The organism is Roseovarius lutimaris (assembly GCF_900115165.1).
GTDB lineage: Bacteria > Pseudomonadota > Alphaproteobacteria > Rhodobacterales > Rhodobacteraceae > Roseovarius > Roseovarius lutimaris.
Window position 1 is genome coordinate 12,720 of record NZ_FOVP01000006.1, and the last position, 19,854, is coordinate 32,573.

Sequence of the window (19,854 nt, forward strand, 5' to 3'; positions counted from 1 at the left end):
TTTTGCTTTAAAAGCATAATGACGGGGGCGGCCGCCCTTGGGGCAGCCACGTCATGCTGGCGGCTGAGGTGAGGGGGTTACTTGCCCTGCGGGTAGCAGATGATCGACAGATAGCGTGCGGGCAGCTGCACAAGCCCATCCGGGCCATGTGGGGCGTCGGCATCAAAGAACAGGCTATCGCCCGGTTCCAGCCGGTAATGATTATCGCCGTGCCGGTAATCGAGCACCCCTTCGAGCATGTAGAGCAGTTCAAGGCCGTCATGCTGAAACGTGGGGAATACGTCAGAGGTTTCCGACAGGGTGATAAGGTATGGCTCTACCGTGACGCCCGAGGCGTTGCTGCCGATATGGCCAAGCAGGTTGTATTGATGCCCCGCGCGGGTGCCGTCACGGGTGATTTCAACCGCATCTCCGGCTTTGACGTGCATCGCCTCGCGGCGTTCTTCAAAGCGGCGAAAGAACGAGGTGATCGGCGTGCTGAGCGTATGCGCCAGAATTTGCAATGTGGTCAGCGATGGCGATGTGATGCCGTTTTCGATCTTCGACAGCATCCCGAGCGACAGACCCGTCGCATTGGCAAGATCGGCCACGGTCATGCCTTTTTGATGGCGTAAGGCGCGGACTTCGCGGCCAATGGCGGCTTCGAGGTTGCGTTCATTGAGATCGCGCACGCGGTGCGGATCCTGGGCGAATACGGGTGTTTCGTCGGCGTCTTTGGGTTTGGGCATGTTTTTGGGTTTGGTCATACGGGGGCCTTGATCATTCATGTTTGCGGGATGCTACGCACTCCTCACGGGTAACTCCAGTATTTGCTGTGCTTTGGGTGGACTAAGTCGCCGGATGTGGTCTTCCGCGAAAAAAGGGAGCTGGGGTGAGTTGTGTCGCAAGTTTTATGCAAATCTGCGTTTCAGAGCGGGCCCCCCCCCCCGAGATCCAGCGCAGCTTGAGATTGCCAAGCGCGGCGCGGAAGATGCCATTATCTTTTCGCGGGTAATGGCTTGGGGCCGCTGTTTGCGGTATTCCGGATGGCCCATGGCTTTGCGCGTCGGGGTTAGTTCTGCGGATTTACCTTGAAATTGACGTTGGCATACCATTCGGCTACAGCGCGGATTTCGGCGTTTGTCATCTCGGCGGCGATGCTGGTCATGATGTCATGGGTGCGTTTGCCGGTGCGGAACGCCTTGAGCTGGGTGTCGATATACATGGTGGTTTCGCCCGCAAGATTGGGCGCATCCTCAATCCGGGCAATGCCGTCGGCGCCGTGACAGGCAACGCACCCTTCGGGCGCGTTTTCGGGCGTTTGACCGGCGGATAGCGCGGCGACCGGGGTCTGGCTGCTGTACCAGGCGGCAAGATCGGCGATGGCCGCGTCATCAAGATTTTTTGCCACCACACTCATCATTTCATGCGTGCGGGTGCCCTCGCGGAACGCGGTCAGCTGATGGGTGATATAGGCCGGGTTCTCGCCGCCGATATGCGGCGCGATCGGGATTTTGGCAAAGCCGTCGATGCCATGGCAGGTGCGGCACTGACCGGCGAGCTTGCGCCCCGCCTCAGGATCGCCATTAATATCCTCGGCGAGCGCCGTCTGGGCGAGGAAAACCCCGCCCAGACCCAAAACAAATGCCTTGAACATCAGTTGCCCTCGTACCAGATGCGATAGATCGCGCCGGCAAGGTCATCCGAGACCAGAAGCGAGCCGTCGCGCAATTGCGCCACATCGACCGGGCGGCCAAGATATTCGCCGTTCTCGTCGATCCAGCCCTCGGCAAAGGGTTCCATCGTGGCAGTGCCGTCTTCGGCGATATGGGTGACCATCACACGCGCGCCAACTGGCTCTGTGCGGTTCCACGATCCGTGCTGCGCCGAGAAGATGGCGTTCTTGTATTTCGCCGGGAACATCTTGCCGGTGTAGAAGGTCATGCCAAGATCGGCGGCATGGGCCACGGTTTCGACCGCAGGCATCACCACGTCAACGGGCACTTCCTCGCCCTTGTACTCGTTCGTGCGCACCGAACCGCCGCCATACCACGGGTGGCCAAAGTGCTGGCCTGCCTCGGTCTGATGGTTGAGTTCGCCGGGGGGGATGTCATCGCCCATGCCGTCAACCTGATTGTCGGTCCACCACAGATCACCGGTTTCGGGGTGGAAATCCTGCCCGACCGAGTTGCGCACGCCGTAGGTATAAACCTCGCGACCGGTGCCATCGGTGTTCATGCGGATGATGCCGCCGATGCCCCATTTGGTGTTGGTTTCGAGGTTCTCTTTCGGGGCGACGTTGAACGGCTGACCGAGCGAGATATAGATCTTGCCATCCGGGCCGATATCGCAAACCCGTGCGGTGTGGTTGAAGCTTTCCTGTTCTTCAGGGATCAGATCACCCTGGGCGACCAGGTTGAAGGCCGCCACATCGGGGCTTTCATAAAAGAATTCCGCCGCAGGGAACAGCAACACGCGGTTCTGTTCGGCGATGTAGAGAAAGCCATCCTTGGAAAAGCACGGGCCGTTCGGGATCGAGAACTTGAGCGAGGGCGCGAAATCCTTGACCTCATCGGCGATGCGATCCTTGTTGCGGTCGGTCACCGACCAGACCTTGTCTTTGCGGGTGCCGACAAAGGTCACCACACCCTGCGGGCCGACGGCCATGTGGCGCGCATCGGGCACGACCGCGTAAAGGCCGATCTTGAAGCCTGCCGGAAGGGTGATGCCCTCAAGCGTCTTTTTGATGCCATCGGCATAGGGGCCGCTTTGTTCGATAAAGGTAAAGTCGGTCACGCCGGTCGATTGGAAATTCGACAGCTTGTCGAGGTTATCGGGCACATTGGCGCCCTGCGCGTGGCCCAGACCGGCCGTGAGGGCGAGCGCGGCAATGGATGATAGCAGATGTTTCATGTGGTTCCTCCCATTTGAAATTCTTCCATGTATGGCCGCCATGTCAGGGCGACAGTCGGGCCATCAGGTTTTGAAATCGAAACGTTGAACCGGCGCGCGCTCTCCCCTTCGCAGGCCAGTGCAAATACCTCTTACGTTGCATTCACAAGGCGCGAGCCTAGCCTAGATTTAGCAAAGAGCAAGGCCTTGATCGGGGTGATTTCTACGACCAAAGTAGGGGTCTCAGGCCTGTTGACGGCGCCTTGGCCCGCCCTTCGATAGTGTTGTTTTGATCGGTGAGGGCGATCACCGCTCACCGATAAAAATGCAGAGGCGCCCGGCCATCGGCCCGAGAAAACGGTGGCTTTCATGGCCGGGCCCGCGCCAAATAAGCCGCGATGATCGCGAAGGGCATGTTCGTGCCCACTTGCATTCGCCCGTGTCGGTGGCGATACCTGCGCGTGCGGGTATCAAGAACGACTCTGAGGGATGAGAATGCAAGGCGAGGCTGTCATTTCACAATCCGTCGATCCGTCCGTGACGTTTGAAATGGCCGGGGTGTCCTTTTTACGCGAGGGTCGGGCGCTTTTGACGGGGCTTGATCTTTGTGTGCCCGAACGGCGTGTGGGCATCGTCGGGCGCAACGGGTCGGGCAAGACCACCCTGGCGCGGGTTCTGTCCGGCCTTGTGGTGCCGGACCGGGGCAGTGTTAGGGTCTGTGGCGTGGATGTCGCCGAGGACCGCAAGGCGGCGATCCGTACCGTCGGCATTCTGTTTCAGAACCCCGATCATCAGATCATTTTCCCCACCGTGGAAGAAGAGCTTGGCTTTGGTTTGCTTCAGGCCGGCGCCTCAAAACCCGAGGCCGCGCGACAGGTTGCCGGTATTCTTGCGCACTTTGACAAATCCCATTGGGCGAAGGCGGCGACGCATCAGCTCTCGCAGGGGCAAAAACAGCTGGTCTGTCTGATGGCGATCATCGCGATGGCGCCAAAGGTGGTCATCCTGGACGAGCCGTTTTCGGGGCTCGATATTCCGACCCGCGCCCAGTTGACGCGATATTTCGACCGGATCAATGCGGCGCTGATCCACATTTCGCATGATCCCGAGGCGCTGCGCGGGTATGAAAGGGTGATCTGGCTTGAAGACGGGCGGATCAGACAGGATGGCGCGGCGACGCCGGTGCTTGCGGAGTTTACCAAACATATGACCGATCTGGGAGGACATGATGATATCTCTGACCTCGCCGGTTGAAACGCGGGCGCATCATTGGCCGGCGGGGGCAAAGCTTGCGGCGCTTTGCGCCGCGACGGTTGTGTTGTTTGCCCAGGAAAGCCTTGGCTTTCATGCGGTGGTCTTTGCCGCCTGTGTGTGTGTCTATCGCCTGCCGGGGGTGCGGTTTTTTCGCGCCGGGATGAAGGGGTTGATGGTGCTCTGGCCGTTCATCGCGCTGGTGCTGGTCTGGCATCTGGTGATTGGCGCGCCGGTGGCGGGGCTGGTCGTGGGGCTGCGGCTGTTGTCCGCCGTGGCGCTTGCCAATCTGGTGACGATGACCACGAAACTCTCGGCGATGATCGAGGTGGTTCGCTGGCTTGCCACGCCGCTCCGGCGGGTGGGGGTGAACACCCGCGCGCTTGAAATCGGGATTGCGCTTGTGGTGCGCTTCACCCCGACGCTGGCCGACAAGGGCGCGCAGCTGGCGCAGTCATGGTCGGCCAGATCACGGAAGAAACCCGGATGGAAGATTGTCATGCCGTTTACCGTGCTGGCGCTCGATGATGCAGAATACGTGGCCGAGGCGCTCAAGGCGCGCGGCGGCCTGAACCAATAAAGGACCCTGACCCATGGAACGTAACCTTGCCCTTGTGGCGCTTTTTGCCGCCTTGATCGCGGCGCTTGGTCTTATCCCGAAATTCACCCTTGGATTTGGCGTGCCGATCACCGCGCAAAGCCTAGGGATCATGCTCTGTGGGACGGTGCTTGGGGCGCGGCGCGGGGCCTTGGCGGTGTTGTTGTTCTTGCTGCTGGTCGCGCTTGGCCTGCCGCTTTTGGCGGGTGGGCGTGGTGGGCTTGGCGTGTTTGTGTCGCCCACGGCGGGCTTTCTGGTTGGTTGGCCGGTGGCGGCCTTTGTCACCGGTCTTGTGGTCGAGAAATGGCGCCGCGCACCGCTTGCGTTTGTGGCCGGGGTGGCCTCGGTGATCGGGGGCATTCTTGTGCTTTATATGTTTGGCGTCGCTGGTCTTGCCATCACCCTGAAAAAGTCAGGGGCGGAGGCCGCGCTGTTGGTGACGGCCTTTGTGCCCGGCGATATTGTCAAGGCGGTGCTTGCCGGCATGATCACCGCCGCCCTTGCCAAGGCCCGGCCAGAGAGTGTTCTGTCGCGGGCATGACTATAGATCGCGCGGATTGAGGGTTTTGAGGGTTAAGAACGCAGCAAAAGCGCTGTACCGATCCCGCCGGCGGCGGCAATGGCCGCAATCCCTGTGCCGCCCCGCGCGGTAAGCTCGTGATAGAGCCGCACGGCATTGATCGCGCCCGATGCGCCAATCGGATGGCCGCGCGCGAGCGATCCACCGCCGGGATTGACGATCTCGGGATCAAGGCCGCTTTCGCTGACGCAGGCAATGGCCTGTGCGGCGTAGGCCTCCATTATTTCGGCGACGGCAAGGTGATCAGGGGCGATCCCGGCGTTGCAGAGCAGTTTGCGGATCGCCGCGACAGGCGCAAGACCGGGAAGGTCGGGGCGCCCACCGAGGGTACAGCCGCCGATGATCGCGACGGCAGGCGCGTCAAGGCGGCGCGCGACCTTTTCCGACACCACAGTGCAGAACGCCGCGCCATCGGCGGCGACCGAGGTATTGGCGGGGGTGATGGTGCCCGCAATCGCGCGGCTTCGGGCACAAAGGCGGGCCGAGAGGGCGCGGGTGAACGGGTCTTGCGTTATGCCCTCGACCCCGATCAATTCGTGCGCCAGCCGGTGACGTGCCCGGAGCGCGCGATCGTGGCTTTGCACCGCCCAGGCATCCTGCGCGGCGCGGGTGATGCCAAGAGTGACGGCGAGGGCATCGGCGGCAACATGCATATCTGGGTCGCGGTCCGGCCAGGGCGTGAACCGGGCCTGATCATAGGGCAGGGCAGGGCGACCATCGGCAAAGGTCCGGGCGCGAACGGGGCGGCGCGAATAGCTCTCGGCGCCGCCGGCCAGGACGATATCCGCCTGACCGGAACGGACCATCGCATCGGCCAGGGCAAGCGCGTCCAGCCCGCTGGCGCATTGCCGGTCAATCGAAAGCCCCGCCACATGTTCGGGCAGGCCCGCCGCGAGGGCGCACAGCCGCGCCGGATTGCCGCCCGCGCCAAGGGCATTGCCGGTGATCAACTCGCCGACCTCTTCGGGGGCCAAACCGCAGGCCGCAAGACAGGCGCGGATCACCGGGACGGCGATTTCATGAAGCTCCAGATGCGCAAAGGCGCCGTTCAGGGGCACGACGGCGGATCGCTTGGCCGCGATGATATAGCTTTGACTCATGTGTTGCCCTCGGCCCATCGGGTGATCGCGCAATAGTCGGGCTTGCCCGCCGGCAGCATCGGAAGGGCGGGGACAAAATGCACCCGGCGCGGGGCGCACAGCGGGCCAAGGCGTTGACGGCAGAGAACCAGCAGGTCGTGTTCTGTTGTCGTGGTACAGGGCCCGGCGACAAATGCAACAAGGCGGTGACCGCGCTTTGCGTCGGGCAGGGGGATCACCGCGACAGTGTCGGTGCCAAGGGTGGTGGCCAGAAACCTCTCGACCTCTTCGGGAAAGACATTGGTGTCGGATATCGTCACCATCCGGCTTTTGCGCCCCGCCACAAAGAGGTTGCCGTGGTCATCCAGCCGCCCCAATTCGCCGATCGAAAGACAGTCGCCATCCCAGCGGGTATCGGCGCTCTGGCCGCTGGCGTAGCCGTCAAAGAGATAGGGGCTCTTGACCCAGATTTCACCGATCCCGGTGGTACTGGCGCCCTGATCACCACGGATCGAAATCGTGACGCCGGGATAGGCGGCCCCGACCGAACCGGGCGGCGTGGTTTCGTCTGACCAGGCGACAAAGCTGGTCTCGGCGGCGCCATAAAAGTGGATAAGCTTGGCGTTGGGAAAGGTTCGGGCGGCGGCGGTTGCGACCCGTTCACTGAGCTGGCCCCCGCCGACAAGAATATGGCGCATTGATTCAGTGGCGCGGGCGGGGCCGCCGCAGAGCAGGCCAAGCTGGGTTGGTGTGATATAGAGGATCGTCGCCTGTTCCCGCGCAAGCGCGGCAAGCTGGCGGTCGGGGCGCAGGCCATGCAGGCCAAGAATGCGCGCGCCGTGATGGGCGGCCTCAAGCGTGCCGTAAAGCACCAGCGAATGCGCCAGCGTGCCAAACACCGCGACGCAATCAAACGAGGAGAGCCCAAGCACTCGCCCGTTGACCGCGAAACTTTTCATCCAGGAGGAGTGCGCGCGACGGATCACCTTGGGCTCGCCGCCAGAGCCGGAGGTTGCACAGTGCAGATAACGCTCGGGCTTTGTCGGGGTGCTGCCAAGCGGCGCAACACCCGAGGCCGAAACCGCAATCGAGGCGCGCGCGCGCACCAGGGCGCGCAGGCGCGTCATCGCCGCGTCCGAACGAAGCACCGTCGCGGATGCCTGCCATTCAAATGATCTCTGGTTCAAACGATAAGCCCCGACCTGCGCCATCCCTGCCCCAAGCATATAGTATCGCGCCAGGAGGTCATCGTTAATCGGCGCCTTCGATTGAGACCTCAAGATATTTACCCGCATTCGCAATGGTTCGCAAAAGATGCATGGTAAACAACGTCACCCGCGATAAGTTTGCACAATGCGGCATGAGCGGAGGTGTGAGCAGGCTTCACGTGCAAATGAACAGCAGAGTTTACGTGTGTTTGCTTGTCTTTGAGTTATAGAATTGACTTCTATAACTCAGGAACGTTATATTTATGAGTTATAGGAGGGTTCTCTATAGCTCATGGCATGGAACTGGCAGATATCCGGCTGGCCGGACTTTCGGTATGACGCGGCAGTATTGGCACCGTTTGAGCAGCGATTCTTGTTGTCGTCGGGCGAAATTCTAGGTGCCGTCCATCATGTGAGCCCGTCCGAGCGCGATCAACTCCGCATTGATCTGCTGAGCGAAGAGGCGATGAAAACCAGCGCCATCGAAGGCGAGATGCTGGATCGCCAAAGTGTGCAGTCATCGCTGCGTCGTCAGCTTGGATTGTCTCCCGACAGCTATCCAACCAAGCCGAGAGAGCAGGGCGTGGCTGAGATGATGGTCGATGTCTATTCAACATACGCTGAGCCGCTCACGCATGAGACGTTGTTCCGATGGCATAGCATGCTGTTGTCCCATGATCGGCGGTTGGGCACGATCGGGGCTTATCGCCAGCATGAAGACGCAATGCAGATCGTCTCTGGCCGGATTGACCGGCCGGTCGTACATTTTGAAGCGCCGCCCTCCGCGCAAGTTCCCGATGAAATGGACCGGTATGTAGACTGGTTCAACGTGACGGCGCCGGGTGCCGAAACGCCACTGCCGCCGCTGACGCGGGCAGGCCTCAGCCATCTATACTTTGAAAGCATCCATCCTTTTGAAGACGGGAATGGGCGATTGGGTCGCGCCCTGGCCGAGAAATCACTCGCGCAAAACACGGGCCAACCGAGCCTGATCGCGCTGGCCTACTCGATCGAGCGGGAGCGGAAGGCCTACTACGATCAGCTTGAGCGACACCAGAAGACGTTGGATGTCACGCCATGGCTGGAATGGTTCGCAAAGAGCGTCCTGACGGCGCAGCAGGTCACTCTGGATCGGGTTGGGTTCTTCATCGCGAAGGCACGTTTCTATGACCGGCACCGAACACAGCTGAACGCGCGGCAGGCCAAGGCAATCGAACGGATGTTTCGCGAGGGGCCGGACGGGTTCAAAGGCGGCTTGAGTGCCGAGAATTACCTTTCGATCACAGGGACATCGCGGGCGACAGCGACGCGAGACCTTCAGAACCTGGTTGAGATGGGCGCTGTCACCCGCACCGGCGAACGTCGATACACACGTTATTGGTTGACCTTACAGCATTTGTAAATGTGATCGTACGGTCGAAAGCATCTGGAAGTGCGTCTTGGAGCACGACGCGTACCAGCAGCAGGCCGACAACAAAAACAAATTGCCATGAAAACGGGCTGAAGAACCTGCCACCGGGATTTGGGTGATCTGGAAAGTTCAATTGCCAAAGGCCCGCGAAAAACATCAAGCCGCTGGTCGCGGGGGAACGAACCACCCTCAGCCCCAACACGGCTCATTAAGTGACGATCCATTGGTAAAGCCAGGTCTCCGATAGCCGCTGATCGTAGCCCTCGATATGGGCCATCAACTCTATCGGGCCGGGCGCTGTGGGCTTTACATCAAGCGCGAGACGCCAATGTCCGGTCTCCTCGACCTTGTAAAGAACCATTCCCGCGATCTCGCCACCGCCGACGGATACTTGTGGAACAATTGCGGCCTCCGGCGGCAGATTCCGTAACAGAGCGCCGTCAAAATCCACGACGAACTTGCGCGTGTCAGTTGTCTGTTCAACACCTGAAACACCACCCTTTCCGGCGCGTGTGCCGACCACAACCGCCACGTTGTTCTCGGTGTCGGGCGCCAGCATTCCCCAATGAAGACGATAGGAATACTCCCTTGCCTCGCCTTTTAACGCCCCTCCTTCGGGCGACCAATAGGCCACGATATTGTCGTGAATTTCCAAATCTGTCGGCAGTTCCACCAACCGGACGTCGCCGGCGCCCCAGTCTCCTGACGTTTCGACCTGCACGGAGGGGCGGTCTTGATAGCGTGCCTCTGGATCCTGATAGTGTGAAAATGCCCGGTCGCGCTGATGTAGCCCAAATCCGCGAGGTGAGGTTTCAGCAAAATGTGAGGTAGATATGTGCGGCGGATTGGTCAGCGCGCGCCAGAGCGTGTCGCCGCTGCTTTGCTGGATCAGCAACCCGTCGCTGTCGTGCACCTGCGGGCGATAGTCATCGAACATGACGCGATCCGCGTCGGAATACAGATACATCGACGTAAGCGGTGCGACACCGAAATGTGGCGTATCCTCGCGAAACCAAAGACGTGCGGTGACGTCAATCGTGGTATCTTGGCCGGGCGTGATGACAAACCGGTAAGCCCCCGAAACGCTTGGGCTGTCGAGCATGGCGAACAGGGTGATCCGGGTATCGTCCACGCCGGGACGTTCCAAATAGAACTCGGTGAATGTCGGAAACTCTTCCGGGCTTTCGCCGGCTGTGGCAATCGCAAGTCCTCGCGCGCTAAGACCGTAAGCATTCCCCCGTCCCAAAGCGCGGAAATAGCTGGCCCCCTGAAACGCCAGCAATTCGTCGAAAATATCGGCTCTGTTCAGCCGATAATGCAACCGAAAGCCCGCGACCCCTGGAAAGGTTTCGACATCGTCCATGATACCCTTGGCGTCATGGCGATAGTCGAAGTCACTGGGCTCGAATGCGAATGGTCGCGCGGTGCCATCCGTTACTTCGAACATGCCGACGGGCGTGGGGAACAGCCACCCCATGTGAAATGCATGCATCTGAAATTGTGCGCCATTGTCGCGCCAGCGCGCGTGTTCGGGATTGAAAGCAATCTGACGGTAGAGATCATAAGTGAGGTTTTCGGGCAGGCCTGGCGCAGGGTCCGGCGCAACATAAGGCTTCCCCGCAGCCTGCTTTGCCCGCGCGCTCAGCACGTCGAAATCGAATGCAACAGGGTCACTTTCCGCCAGGGGACCCGTGTCCGCCGAGGCCGCGTGGGTAGAAAATGGCAACACCGCAAGCGCCACCGTCCCGAGAAGAAATGCCCGACGGCCGGGGCGTGAAAAGGTCGGTTGAAGAGGTCGCATCCCTGATCCTTTCGTGGAGTGTTGCAATGGTCTTAAACGTGCCGTTCAATCGAGACCAGTTCGCGACCGGTTCGTCGGCATGATATAGCCAAACGCCGTGGAAAGGCCGCCAACCTCTGCGGCGCAGAGGTCGGCGTAAAAGACGAAAATTAGATCAGACGATTTGATTGGGGGGGGGGACGACCCTGGCGTTATCTCACCACTTGGTCGGGGGATCATGTTTTGGTCTGTTGGTTTTCACATCTGAGCTAACCTTGCCCGGCACCGCTCAAGCAAGAAATCTATGAAAAGCCTGACCTTGCTATCCTGTAGCCGTCGGTGTGGATACAGACACCCAAAAAGTGCAGGCTCTGGAGGCGTTTCAGGGAGAATTTCAACAAGTGTGCCGCTCTTCAGATGCTCTGCGACGTCAAAGCGTGGCTTATTCACGATTCCACGTCCGGCAAGCGCCCAGCCTGTCAGCACATCGCCGTCATCGGAATCGTAGCTGCCGGACACATCCATTCTCAACGGTCCGTCTGCGGTCGTCAGTGTCCAGAACCATTCAGGTGATCTGGGATAGCGCAGCAGCAGACAGTTATGCCTTCGAAGGTCGCCCGGGGTCTGCGGTACACCATGCTGTTCAAGATATTTGGGCGCGGCACACAGGATGCGCGGTGTGTCCATGATCTTGCGCAGCTTCAGGTTTGAATCCGGGGGCCGTCCGATGAAAAGGGCCACATCAAGGCCGTCGTCAAGCAGATCGACCTTTCGATCCGACAATCTTAACCGTACCGAGACTTCGGGATAAAGGTCAACAAACTCGGGGATCAAGGGCGCGACCAGCCGTTTGCCCACGCCAAGCGGTGCTGTCACTTGAACAGTACCGTGTGGATTTCGGGAAAAATCCGATATCACGGCTTCGGCGTCTTCCAGTGATCGCACGACCGTCAGGGCATGTTCGTAAAAGGCATGGCCGACCTCAGTCGGCGACAATTTGCGTGTCGTGCGATTGAACAGTCGCACATCCAGCCGGCGCTCAAGCTCCTTGATGCGATTGCTCGCGACCGCCGGCGTCAATCGCAGGTCACGTCCGCCGGCCGTAATACTGCCAAGTTCCACAACCCTGACAAACACCTTCAGACTTTCAAGATAGGGCATTTGCGCCTCCGATTATCAACGATTCGTTGAAAGATCATACGCGACTGCATCGTAATTCGAGCGATCTAAATGTGTCATACTGGCAATGACCGCAGAGTCTTGACTGCGGCATGGGAGGTAAAATGACGATCAGATCGGAAATCCGCTTTGTTTTGAACGAGCGCGACATCACATTGGACAAAGTAGGTGCCGGCGACACTTTGCTGGACTTTCTGCGCATAGACCGCCGCCTGACGGGCAGCAAAGAAGGTTGCGCCGAGGGAGATTGTGGGGCTTGCACCGTTCTTGTCGGTCGTCTGCAGGATGGAAAGTTGCGCTATGAGCCGGTTAACTCCTGCATCCGACTGACCGCCTCACTTGATGCCTGTCATGTCGTGTCGATTGAATACCTCTCAGGCAATGGCGGCAAATTGCACCCGGTTCAGCAGGCCATGGTCGAACACCACGGTAGCCAGTGCGGGTTTTGCACGCCCGGATTCGTGATGTCGTTATATGCCCTGTGGATGGAAAATCCTGATCCTACAGAAACCGAGATCGAGACGGCGTTACAGGGCAATCTTTGCCGATGCACCGGGTACGAGCCGATTATCAAGGCGGCCAAGGCCGCAACAACCTTCGGCAGCCCGGCAGAAGATGCGCTGAGCCGTGAACGCGAAGCGATAATGGCCAGGCTTTCCACTCTGCAAGACGGCCAGCGCGTCGAGGTGTCCAAAGGAAGCAGTCGCTGCATCCTGCCGGCCTCGGTCGATGACCTTGCCGAGGTTTTGGTGGAAACACCAACCGCGACAATGGTTGCAGGGGCCACGGATGTCGGGCTCTGGGTGACCAAATTTCTGCGCGACATTTCGCCAGTGGTCTTTCTGGGGCATCTGGACGAGTTGCGGCAACTGGATGTGACTGACGGTGTGATCCGGATTGGTGCAGGTGTCAGCTATACCGACAGCCGCGCCGCCATGGCGGCGGATTATCCGCATCTCGGTGCGTTCTGGGATCGCATCGCGGGTTGGCAAATCCGCAACATGGGCACCATCGGCGGCAACGTTGCCAACGGTTCGCCGATCGGGGATACGCCGCCCGTTCTGATCGCGCTTGGCGCCGTCATCACGCTGCGGAAGGGTAGCAATCGCCGCACCATGCCGATTGAGGAATTTTTCGTCGATTATGGCAAGCAAGACATTGGCGAGGGCGAGTTTCTCGAAAGCATCGACGTGCCGCGTCCCAAAAGCGGCGAATTGCAAGCGGCTTACAAGATTTCCAAGCGCCGGGACGAAGATATCTCGTCGGTCTGTGCCGCGTTCAATGTAACCGTTCAAGATGGCAAAATCACCGCCGCCCGTATCGCCTTTGGTGGTATGGCGGCCACCCCGAAGCGCGCGGCAAGCGTTGAGGCCGCCCTTGTTGGCGCGGATTGGAGTGAGGAAACCGTGATGAACGCCGCCGCGTGTCTCGGCGAAGATTTCAGCCCGCTCACGGATTGGCGGGCATCGTCGGAGTACCGCCTGCAAGTATCAAAGAACCTGTTCCGCAGATTCTGGCTGGAACAGCAGGGCGGGGACGCACCTGTGCGACTGAGCGCATGAGGGAGGATAACACTATGAGCACCGGAAGAACAGTTGAAGCACCCGTTGAGACGGACAAGCGGAAAGACCCGCCTGTGGCACAACATATGATGCGGGCCGACCAAAACCGCGACACCATCAAAGGCGAGGTCAGCAAGGATTTGCGTCATGACAGTGCGGCCAAACATGTCACAGGCAGCGCTGAATATTGCGATGACATCCCTGAACCCATGGGCACATTGCACGCCTATCTGGGCCTGTCGACCCGCGCGCACGCCCTGATCCGCGAACTTGACCTGAGCGCCGTGCGCAGCGCGCCCGGTGTCATCGGCGTTCTGACCGCCGACGACCTGCCCGGTTCTAACGACGTCTCGCCCACCGGCCGCAACGATGAACCTATCTTTGCCACCGAAAAGGTCGAGTTCTGGGGCCAGCCCATGTTCGCCGTCGTGGCCGAAACCCGCGACGCCGCGCGCCGCGCCGCCAAGTTGGCGCAGGTGACCTATGAAGATTTGCCACATGCGCTTGACCCCGAAACGGCGCAAGAGGCCGACATGGGGTATGTCACGCCGCCGCTCACGCTTAGGCGGGGCGATGCTGGCGATGCGATGAGCAAGGCCGCGCATCGCATCAAAGGCAAATTGCGTGTGGGGGGGCAGGATCATCTCTATCTGGAAGGGCATATTGCCTTTGCCATACCCGGTGAAGACGACGATGTGCTGGTGCACTCCTCGACCCAGCACCCATCAGAGGCCCAACACATGGTGGCCCATGTGCTGGGCGTGCCTTCAAACGCTGTGACGATCAATGTGCGCCGGATGGGGGGCGGTTTCGGCGGCAAGGAAACGCAGATGAACCTGTTCTGCGCGGTGGCGGCAGTGGCGGCAAAAAAGTGGAACCGCGCGGTAAAAATCCGCCCTGACCGCGACGACGACATGTCGGCGACCGGCAAGCGGCATGATTTCGTGATCGACTACGAAGTGGGCTTTGATGATGAGGGTGTCATCGAGGCTGTCACCGGCGAGTTCGCGGCGCGCTGCGGCTTTTCTTCGGACCTTTCGGGCCCTGTGACCGACCGCGCGCTCTTTCATGCCGATAACGCCTATTACTATCCCAACGCTTTGCTGAATTCACATCCGTTAAAGACGAACACCGTCTCGAACACTGCCTTTCGTGGGTTTGGCGGGCCTCAGGGCGTTATCGTTGCCGAACGCATCATGGAGGAAATTGCCTATCATCGCGGGGTTGATAGCCTCGCAATACGCAAGCGTAATTTCTATGGCGACAACGGGCGCGATGTCACGCCGTACCACCAAACGGTCGAGGACAATATTGCGCCGCGCATTGTGCAAGAGCTTGAAGAGAGCGCCGACTATCAGGCCCGCCGTCAGGCCGTGCTGGACTGGAACGCCAAAGGCGGGACGATCCGCAAGGGCATTGCGCTGACGCCGGTAAAATTCGGCATTTCGTTTACGGCAACATGGTACAATCAGGCTGGTGCGCTGCTGCACATTTATTCGGATGGCTCGATCCATCTGAATCACGGTGGCACCGAAATGGGGCAGGGTCTCAACACCAAGGTCGCACAGGTGGTGGCGGATGCGCTTCAGGTTGATTTTGACAAGATCAAGATCACCAAAACGACAACTGAGAAAGTGCCAAACACCTCGGCCACGGCGGCCTCATCGGGGTCTGACCTCAACGGAATGGCCGCGCAAAATGCGGCGGATCAGATCAAGGAGCGGCTGATCGCCTTTGCCGCTGAACGCTGGCAGACCGACGCCGGGAATGTCCGTTTTGTTGCCAACGCAGTGCAAGTCGGCGGTGAAACCATCCCCTTTGCAGACTTCATCCGCGAGGCTTATCTGGCGCGTATCCATCTGTCGGCGGCAGGGTTTTACAAAACCCCGAAAATCCATTGGGACCGCGACACGGGCAAGGGGCGGCCTTTCTATTACTACGCCTACGGTGCCGCGTGTTCCGAGGTGTCCGTTGATACTCTGACCGGCGAGTACCGGGTCGAGCGGACGGATATTCTGCACGATGTCGGCAAGTCGCTGAACCCGATCCTTGACAAGGGTCAGATCGAGGGCGCCTTTATCCAGGGCATGGGCTGGCTGACCACCGAAGAGCTGTGGTGGGACAAGCAAGGCCAACTGCGCACCCACGCGCCATCGACCTACAAGATCCCTCTCGCCTCGGATCGCCCGCGCGTTTTCAATGTTGAACTGGCCAAATGGTCCGAGAACCGCGAAAACACGATCAAGCGGTCCAAGGCCGTGGGTGAGCCGCCGTTCATGCTGGGTATTTCCGTGTTTGAGGCGTTGTCGCATGCTGTTGCAAGTGTCGCTGATTACAAAACCTGCCCGCGTCTCGATGCGCCCGCGACGCCGGAGTGTGTCTTGATGGCGATCGAACGGTTGCGTGGGTGATCTGATGAAACTTGCCAGCTTCTTTGAAAGCCACCTGAACGTCATACAGGTCCGTCTGACGCAGGTGCGTGGATCATCCCCGCGAGAGGTCGGGGCAGAGATGTTTGTTGCTGAAACCGCACTGCACGGCACCATTGGGGGCGGGCAGCTTGAATACATGGCCATTGACAAAGCGCGGGCAATGCTGCGGACGGATGCTGATTTTGCGGGTATGGATGTGCCGTTGGGTCCGGAAATCGGACAGTGCTGCGGTGGACGTGTCACGCTTGACCTTGACCGGATGACGGATGCGGATCGTGCGACCGCATTGGTTTCTGATGCGCAAGACCACGCGGCGCGGCCGCATGTCTATATTCTGGGGGCGGGGCATGTCGGACGGGCGCTTGCCAGATTTTTTCAATTCCTCCCGGTGCGCTGTGTGTTGATCGACATTCGCACGGAAGAATTGTCGTTGGTTGATGCGACTGTCGAAAAACGCCTTTCGGTGATGCCAGAGGCGGACATTCGGGCCGCCCCGCCCGCCAGTGCGTTTATTGTACTCACCCATGACCACGCACTCGATTTTCTTTTGACGTCCGAAGCGCTGGACCGGGGGGATGCGGCCTATGTTGGCATGATCGGGTCTGCCACCAAGCGCGCAAAATTCAAGCGATTTCACAAGACACAACCGAGCCCGTCAGACAGCGCCGGTCTGGTTTGCCCGATGGGCGCAACCGCCAGCACCGATAAACGGCCAGAAATTATTGCGGCCCTCATCGTGGCCGAGGTGATGACCGCGCTGACGGTTACCACACATCAAATCACAGAATCCGTCGGTTGACGGCAAGCGCCCCGCGAAAAAGCCGAAACTCAGCGGCACGGGGGCAGATATTCCACGGGAGGGACACCGAAATGACAGAAACTACCTATGACTATAAGTTATTCAGCAGGAATGATTTCAACGCTTTCTGGGCGCTTTTTACCGACAACCTTGTCAATCTTCTGATCCTGTCTGGCGTCTGCCAGTTTGTATTTCAAATGCCGGCCGAAATCGTCTTTGGCCGTATTGTACCGGGTGCTGCTGTTGCAATCCTTGCCGGGGTCGCGGTTTACACGCTGCTTGCCAAATGGGCCGCGAACAGGCAGGGCAAAGACGTCACCGCGCTGCCTTATGGCATCTCGACACCTGTGATGTTTGTTTATCTTTTTGGTGTGATCGGCCCGATCTACTGGGCGACCAGTGATCCGCTTTTGGCTTGGCAAGTCGGTATCGGGGCGGGCTTTATGGGCGGTATTGTTGCCGCATTCGGTGCCATCATCGGCCCGTTTCTCAAGCGTATCACGCCGCGCGCGGGGATGTTGGGCACATTGTGCGGTATCGCGCTGGTGTTTATCGGCTCGGTGCCGCTGGCAGAGATATTCGAGCATCCGATCATCGGCTTCACATCGCTGTTGTTCATCCTTTGGGGGTTGATCGGTCGCTTTCGCCTGCCGGGGAATGTGCCGGCAGGTCTGGTTGCCATCGCTGCGGGCACGATCATCGCGATCTTTCTTGGACAGTCCTCTTTTAACACTGATGGCATCGGCTTTTACCCGCCGGTCCCTTACTTCGGCGACATGATCGCGGGCATTCAATACCTCTTTGTCAATCCCGAACTGTTCTTGGTGCTCATCCCGGTACAAATCTACAACTTCATCGAAACCATGAACAACGTGGAATCGGCAGAAGCGGCAGGCGACAGCTATCCGGTGGCAGTGTGTCAGCTCACGGATGGGGCCGGTACGATGATCGGCGCGCTCTTCGGCTCGCCCTTTCCCACGACGGTCTATATCGGCCATCCCGCCTATAAACGTCTTGATGCGCGCGCAGGCTATATCATCGGTGTGGCGCTTGTCATTGCAGCAGCAGCCTTCCTTGGCTTTCTGTCGTTTCTCGCAGGTCTGATCCCGATCGCCGCGGCGGCACCCGTGCTGGTGTTTGTTTCGGTCAGTCTGATCACAAACACGGCTTTTGCCGTCAAACCCGCCCATATGGCCGCCGTTGCCTTTGCAATCCTGCCGCATATTTCGGCATTCCTGATGACCAAATGGGGGTCGATGATAAACGGCTTGCGCAATGTTGGCGTCGAAGGATTGCCGGCATTGGGTGACAGTGAACTGACAGCGGCCTTGCTGATGGAAGGCGCACATTACGAAGGCCACCTGGCATTGTCCCAAGGGGCCATTATCACTGGTCTTGTCTGGGGTGCGATCGTGGCGGATGTGATCGACGGTCGGTTCAAGTACGCTGGCGGCTTCGCCATCGCGGCGGCGGTCATGTCCTCTGTCGGCATCATTCACAGCTACACGCTGCAAATGCCGCAATTTGATGGGATCACCATCGGATATCTGATCGTCGGCCTCTTCATGATCGTTTATCCGATGCTCGCGCCTCGTGACGATCTGGAACACCGGATCATCGTGCCGGATGAGCCCGACTTTATGAATGACGACACACCCGCACGCGACCGCGCCTGAAGCCAGTTGAATAAAACACCGGCGAGGCGGACACATATCCGCCTCGCAGTTCTCTGCTCTCAATTCTTCAAAGGAAATCATCAATGACCGGCACCTTGCTGCGCGGACGTCTCTTTACGTTTCATCACGAACCTGCCGACGGGGAGGATACCGATGCCTACAGCTATATTGCGGACGGTGCGATCCTGATGCGGGATGGGTTGATTGTGGCCTCTGGTGAATACACGGATGTGGCTGCGGTGTCTGACGGTGCCAAGGTCACCGATCACCGACCTCATCTTTTGATGGCCGGTTTCATCGACGCGCACATTCACTTTCCACAGATCCAGATCGTGGCAAGTTGGGGCAGCCAGCTTCTTGATTGGCTGAACGGTTACACATTTCCAGCAGAGGCCGAATATGCCAATGCCCAGCATGCACGCGCAATGGCGGGGCAATTCTGCACCCTGCTGACGGATCATGGCACCACAACGGCCGCGGCGTTCTGTGCGTCGCACAAGGCGTCCGCCGAGGCATTCTTTTCCGAGGCCGCAGACCGAAACATGCGTATGATCGGTGGTCAGACCATGATGGACCGCAACGCGCCAAAGACCGTTCTGGACACAGCGCAATCCAGCTATGACGACAGCAAGGCGCTGATCGGCAAGTGGCATGGCACGGGCCGCACGTCCTATGCCATCACGCCGCGTTTCGCGATCACATCGACCCCGGAACAGTTAGAGATGGCCGGTGCGCTCGCCGCTGAGCATCCAGATTGCTACATTCAAACGCATCTGTCCGAGAACCACGACGAGATCGCTTTTACTGCCGAGCTATATCCAGACGCGCGGGATTATCTGGATATCTATGAAGGTTACGGTCTTGTCGGTTCGCGCACGCTATTGGGTCATGCCATCCATCTGAAGAAGCGTGAAATAGACGCGATTTCACAGACCGGTGCGCACCCGGTCTTTTGCCCCACCTCGAACCTGTTTTTGGGCAGTGGGCTGTTTGACGATGCCGGGTTGCGCGCCTGCGGCATCACCAACGGGATCGCCACGGATATTGGCGCAGGAACCAGCTATTGCATGCTTCAGACATTGAACGAGGGTTACAAGATCCTCCAGTTGCAGGATCAGAAACTGCACGCATTGCGCGCCTTTCACTGGATCACGCGTGGAAATGCCGAGGTTCTTGGACTCGTAGACAAAATCGGCACCCTTGACGCGGGAACCGAGGCTGACATCGTGGTTCTCAACCCCCGAGCCACACCCGCGATGGCCTTGCGTATGGACCGGGCAGAAACCTTGGCAGAAGAACTATTCGCGTTGCAGATGATGGGTGATGACCGTGCGATTGTTCAGACGTATGTTGCGGGTCAGCCACAAAAAGGGAAACCCATATGATTGCGGACTTGCCTTATGGGTCACCATCAAGGGCCGCTGATCC

Annotated in this window: 17 protein-coding genes and 1 pseudogene; 9 read left to right on the top strand and 9 right to left on the bottom strand. The window is 59.3% G+C overall.

The genetic code is table 11. The features are described 5' to 3' along the window. Positions 1–77: 77 nt before the first annotated feature. From BMZ91_RS06460 to BMZ91_RS06470, 3 genes are all read right to left on the bottom strand, one after another. Positions 78–746 (bottom strand): helix-turn-helix domain-containing protein, encoded by a 669-nt coding sequence (locus BMZ91_RS06460; protein ID WP_245736225.1) that lies wholly within the window; start codon positions 744–746, stop codon positions 78–80. Between the two features lie 305 nt (positions 747–1,051). Next, entirely contained in the window at positions 1,052–1,636 is a 585-nt protein-coding gene (locus BMZ91_RS06465; protein ID WP_092835971.1) for a c-type cytochrome, read from the bottom strand. Next, positions 1,636–2,892: a PQQ-dependent sugar dehydrogenase gene (locus BMZ91_RS06470; RefSeq protein WP_092835973.1), complete on the bottom strand. Its 1,257-nt coding sequence runs from the start codon at positions 2,890–2,892 to the stop codon at positions 1,636–1,638. The genes BMZ91_RS06465 and BMZ91_RS06470 overlap by 1 nt, the downstream gene beginning before the upstream one ends. A gap of 474 nt (positions 2,893–3,366) precedes the next feature. Here BMZ91_RS06470 and BMZ91_RS06475 point away from each other — a divergent pair, with 474 nt between their 5' ends. The 3 genes from BMZ91_RS06475 to BMZ91_RS06485 are packed head-to-tail and all read left to right on the top strand — an operon-like array spanning position 3,367 to position 5,261. Then, a complete protein-coding gene (locus tag BMZ91_RS06475; RefSeq protein WP_092835975.1) occupies positions 3,367–4,125 on the top strand; it encodes an energy-coupling factor ABC transporter ATP-binding protein in 759 nt (252 codons plus the stop codon). After that, positions 4,100–4,702, top strand: coding sequence for an energy-coupling factor transporter transmembrane component T family protein (locus tag BMZ91_RS06480; RefSeq protein ID WP_092836281.1), 603 nt, complete (start codon positions 4,100–4,102; stop codon positions 4,700–4,702). Before BMZ91_RS06475 ends, BMZ91_RS06480 begins: the two co-directional genes overlap by 26 nt. Positions 4,703–4,715: 13 nt before the next feature. Continuing rightward, entirely contained in the window at positions 4,716–5,261 is a 546-nt protein-coding gene (locus BMZ91_RS06485; RefSeq protein ID WP_092835977.1) for a biotin transporter BioY, read from the top strand. 32 nt (positions 5,262–5,293) lie between these two features. On the opposite strand, the gene BMZ91_RS06490 is transcribed toward BMZ91_RS06485, so the two are convergent. The 3 genes and pseudogenes from BMZ91_RS06490 to BMZ91_RS21745 all read right to left on the bottom strand — a co-directional run. Beyond that, positions 5,294–6,400: a thiolase family protein gene (locus BMZ91_RS06490; protein WP_092835979.1), complete on the bottom strand. Its 1,107-nt coding sequence runs from the start codon at positions 6,398–6,400 to the stop codon at positions 5,294–5,296. After that, positions 6,397–7,566 carry an AMP-binding protein gene (locus BMZ91_RS06495; RefSeq protein ID WP_177193803.1) on the bottom strand — a complete coding sequence of 390 codons (1,170 nt, stop codon included), beginning with the start codon at positions 7,564–7,566 and terminating at the stop codon, positions 6,397–6,399. The genes BMZ91_RS06490 and BMZ91_RS06495 overlap by 4 nt, the downstream gene beginning before the upstream one ends. 67 nt (positions 7,567–7,633) lie before the next feature. After that, positions 7,634–7,747: pseudogene (locus BMZ91_RS21745) on the bottom strand (mandelate racemase/muconate lactonizing enzyme family protein); the annotation flags it as partial. A gap of 132 nt (positions 7,748–7,879) precedes the next feature. Here BMZ91_RS21745 and BMZ91_RS06500 point away from each other — a divergent pair. Then, a complete protein-coding gene (locus BMZ91_RS06500) occupies positions 7,880–8,989 on the top strand; it encodes a Fic family protein (RefSeq protein WP_092835983.1) in 1,110 nt (369 codons plus the stop codon). Here BMZ91_RS06500 and opgC read toward each other — a convergent pair. From opgC to BMZ91_RS06510, 3 genes are all read right to left on the bottom strand, one after another. Then, complete coding sequence (gene opgC, locus BMZ91_RS21065) at positions 8,931–9,155, bottom strand: OpgC domain-containing protein (RefSeq protein ID WP_143076314.1); 225 nt, start codon at positions 9,153–9,155, stop codon at positions 8,931–8,933. The two genes, BMZ91_RS06500 and opgC, sit on opposite strands and share 59 nt — an antisense overlap. 51 nt (positions 9,156–9,206) lie before the next feature. Beyond that, the gene (locus tag BMZ91_RS06505; RefSeq protein WP_245736226.1) at positions 9,207–10,739 is read right to left on the bottom strand and encodes an OpgD/OpgG family glucan biosynthesis protein; all 1,533 of its coding nucleotides are present in this window, start codon (positions 10,737–10,739) and stop codon (positions 9,207–9,209) included. A 297-nt stretch (positions 10,740–11,036) separates the two neighbouring features. Then, positions 11,037–11,939, bottom strand: coding sequence for a LysR family transcriptional regulator (locus tag BMZ91_RS06510; protein WP_092835987.1), 903 nt, complete (start codon positions 11,937–11,939; stop codon positions 11,037–11,039). A gap of 122 nt (positions 11,940–12,061) precedes the next feature. Here BMZ91_RS06510 and xdhA point away from each other — a divergent pair, with 122 nt between their 5' ends. The 5 genes from xdhA (at position 12,062) to guaD (ending at position 19,811) form a co-directional block, all read left to right on the top strand. Further along, a complete protein-coding gene (xdhA, locus tag BMZ91_RS06515; protein WP_092835989.1) occupies positions 12,062–13,519 on the top strand; it encodes a xanthine dehydrogenase small subunit in 1,458 nt (485 codons plus the stop codon). Between the two features lie 89 nt (positions 13,520–13,608). Further along, the gene (gene xdhB / locus BMZ91_RS06520; protein ID WP_218145651.1) at positions 13,609–15,930 is read left to right on the top strand and encodes a xanthine dehydrogenase molybdopterin binding subunit; all 2,322 of its coding nucleotides are present in this window, start codon (positions 13,609–13,611) and stop codon (positions 15,928–15,930) included. A gap of 4 nt (positions 15,931–15,934) precedes the next feature. Next, on the top strand, positions 15,935–16,750 hold the full coding sequence (xdhC, locus tag BMZ91_RS06525) for a xanthine dehydrogenase accessory protein XdhC (RefSeq protein WP_092836284.1): 816 nt from the start codon (positions 15,935–15,937) through the stop codon (positions 16,748–16,750). 71 nt (positions 16,751–16,821) lie between these two features. Continuing rightward, positions 16,822–18,426 carry a xanthine/uracil/vitamin C permease gene (locus BMZ91_RS06530; RefSeq protein ID WP_092835993.1) on the top strand — a complete coding sequence of 535 codons (1,605 nt, stop codon included), beginning with the start codon at positions 16,822–16,824 and terminating at the stop codon, positions 18,424–18,426. Between the two features lie 83 nt (positions 18,427–18,509). Next, on the top strand, positions 18,510–19,811 hold the full coding sequence (guaD, locus tag BMZ91_RS06535) for a guanine deaminase (RefSeq protein ID WP_092835995.1): 1,302 nt from the start codon (positions 18,510–18,512) through the stop codon (positions 19,809–19,811). Positions 19,812–19,854: the final 43 nt, after the last annotated feature.

Coding starts and splice junctions, on each gene's coding strand:
- BMZ91_RS06460 (WP_245736225.1), bottom strand. CDS start 746: ATGACCAAACCCAAAAACATGCCCAAACCCAAAGACGCCGACGAAACA.
- BMZ91_RS06465 (WP_092835971.1), bottom strand. CDS start 1,636: ATGTTCAAGGCATTTGTTTTGGGTCTGGGCGGGGTTTTCCTCGCCCAG.
- BMZ91_RS06470 (WP_092835973.1), bottom strand. CDS start 2,892: ATGAAACATCTGCTATCATCCATTGCCGCGCTCGCCCTCACGGCCGGT.
- BMZ91_RS06475 (WP_092835975.1), top strand. CDS start 3,367: ATGCAAGGCGAGGCTGTCATTTCACAATCCGTCGATCCGTCCGTGACG.
- BMZ91_RS06480 (WP_092836281.1), top strand. CDS start 4,100: ATGATATCTCTGACCTCGCCGGTTGAAACGCGGGCGCATCATTGGCCG.
- BMZ91_RS06485 (WP_092835977.1), top strand. CDS start 4,716: ATGGAACGTAACCTTGCCCTTGTGGCGCTTTTTGCCGCCTTGATCGCG.
- BMZ91_RS06490 (WP_092835979.1), bottom strand. CDS start 6,400: ATGAGTCAAAGCTATATCATCGCGGCCAAGCGATCCGCCGTCGTGCCC.
- BMZ91_RS06500 (WP_092835983.1), top strand. CDS start 7,880: ATGGCATGGAACTGGCAGATATCCGGCTGGCCGGACTTTCGGTATGAC.
- opgC (WP_143076314.1), bottom strand. CDS start 9,155: ATGTTTTTCGCGGGCCTTTGGCAATTGAACTTTCCAGATCACCCAAAT.
- BMZ91_RS06510 (WP_092835987.1), bottom strand. CDS start 11,939: ATGCCCTATCTTGAAAGTCTGAAGGTGTTTGTCAGGGTTGTGGAACTT.
- xdhA (WP_092835989.1), top strand. CDS start 12,062: ATGACGATCAGATCGGAAATCCGCTTTGTTTTGAACGAGCGCGACATC.
- xdhB (WP_218145651.1), top strand. CDS start 13,609: ATGCGGGCCGACCAAAACCGCGACACCATCAAAGGCGAGGTCAGCAAG.
- xdhC (WP_092836284.1), top strand. CDS start 15,935: ATGAAACTTGCCAGCTTCTTTGAAAGCCACCTGAACGTCATACAGGTC.
- BMZ91_RS06530 (WP_092835993.1), top strand. CDS start 16,822: ATGACAGAAACTACCTATGACTATAAGTTATTCAGCAGGAATGATTTC.
- guaD (WP_092835995.1), top strand. CDS start 18,510: ATGACCGGCACCTTGCTGCGCGGACGTCTCTTTACGTTTCATCACGAA.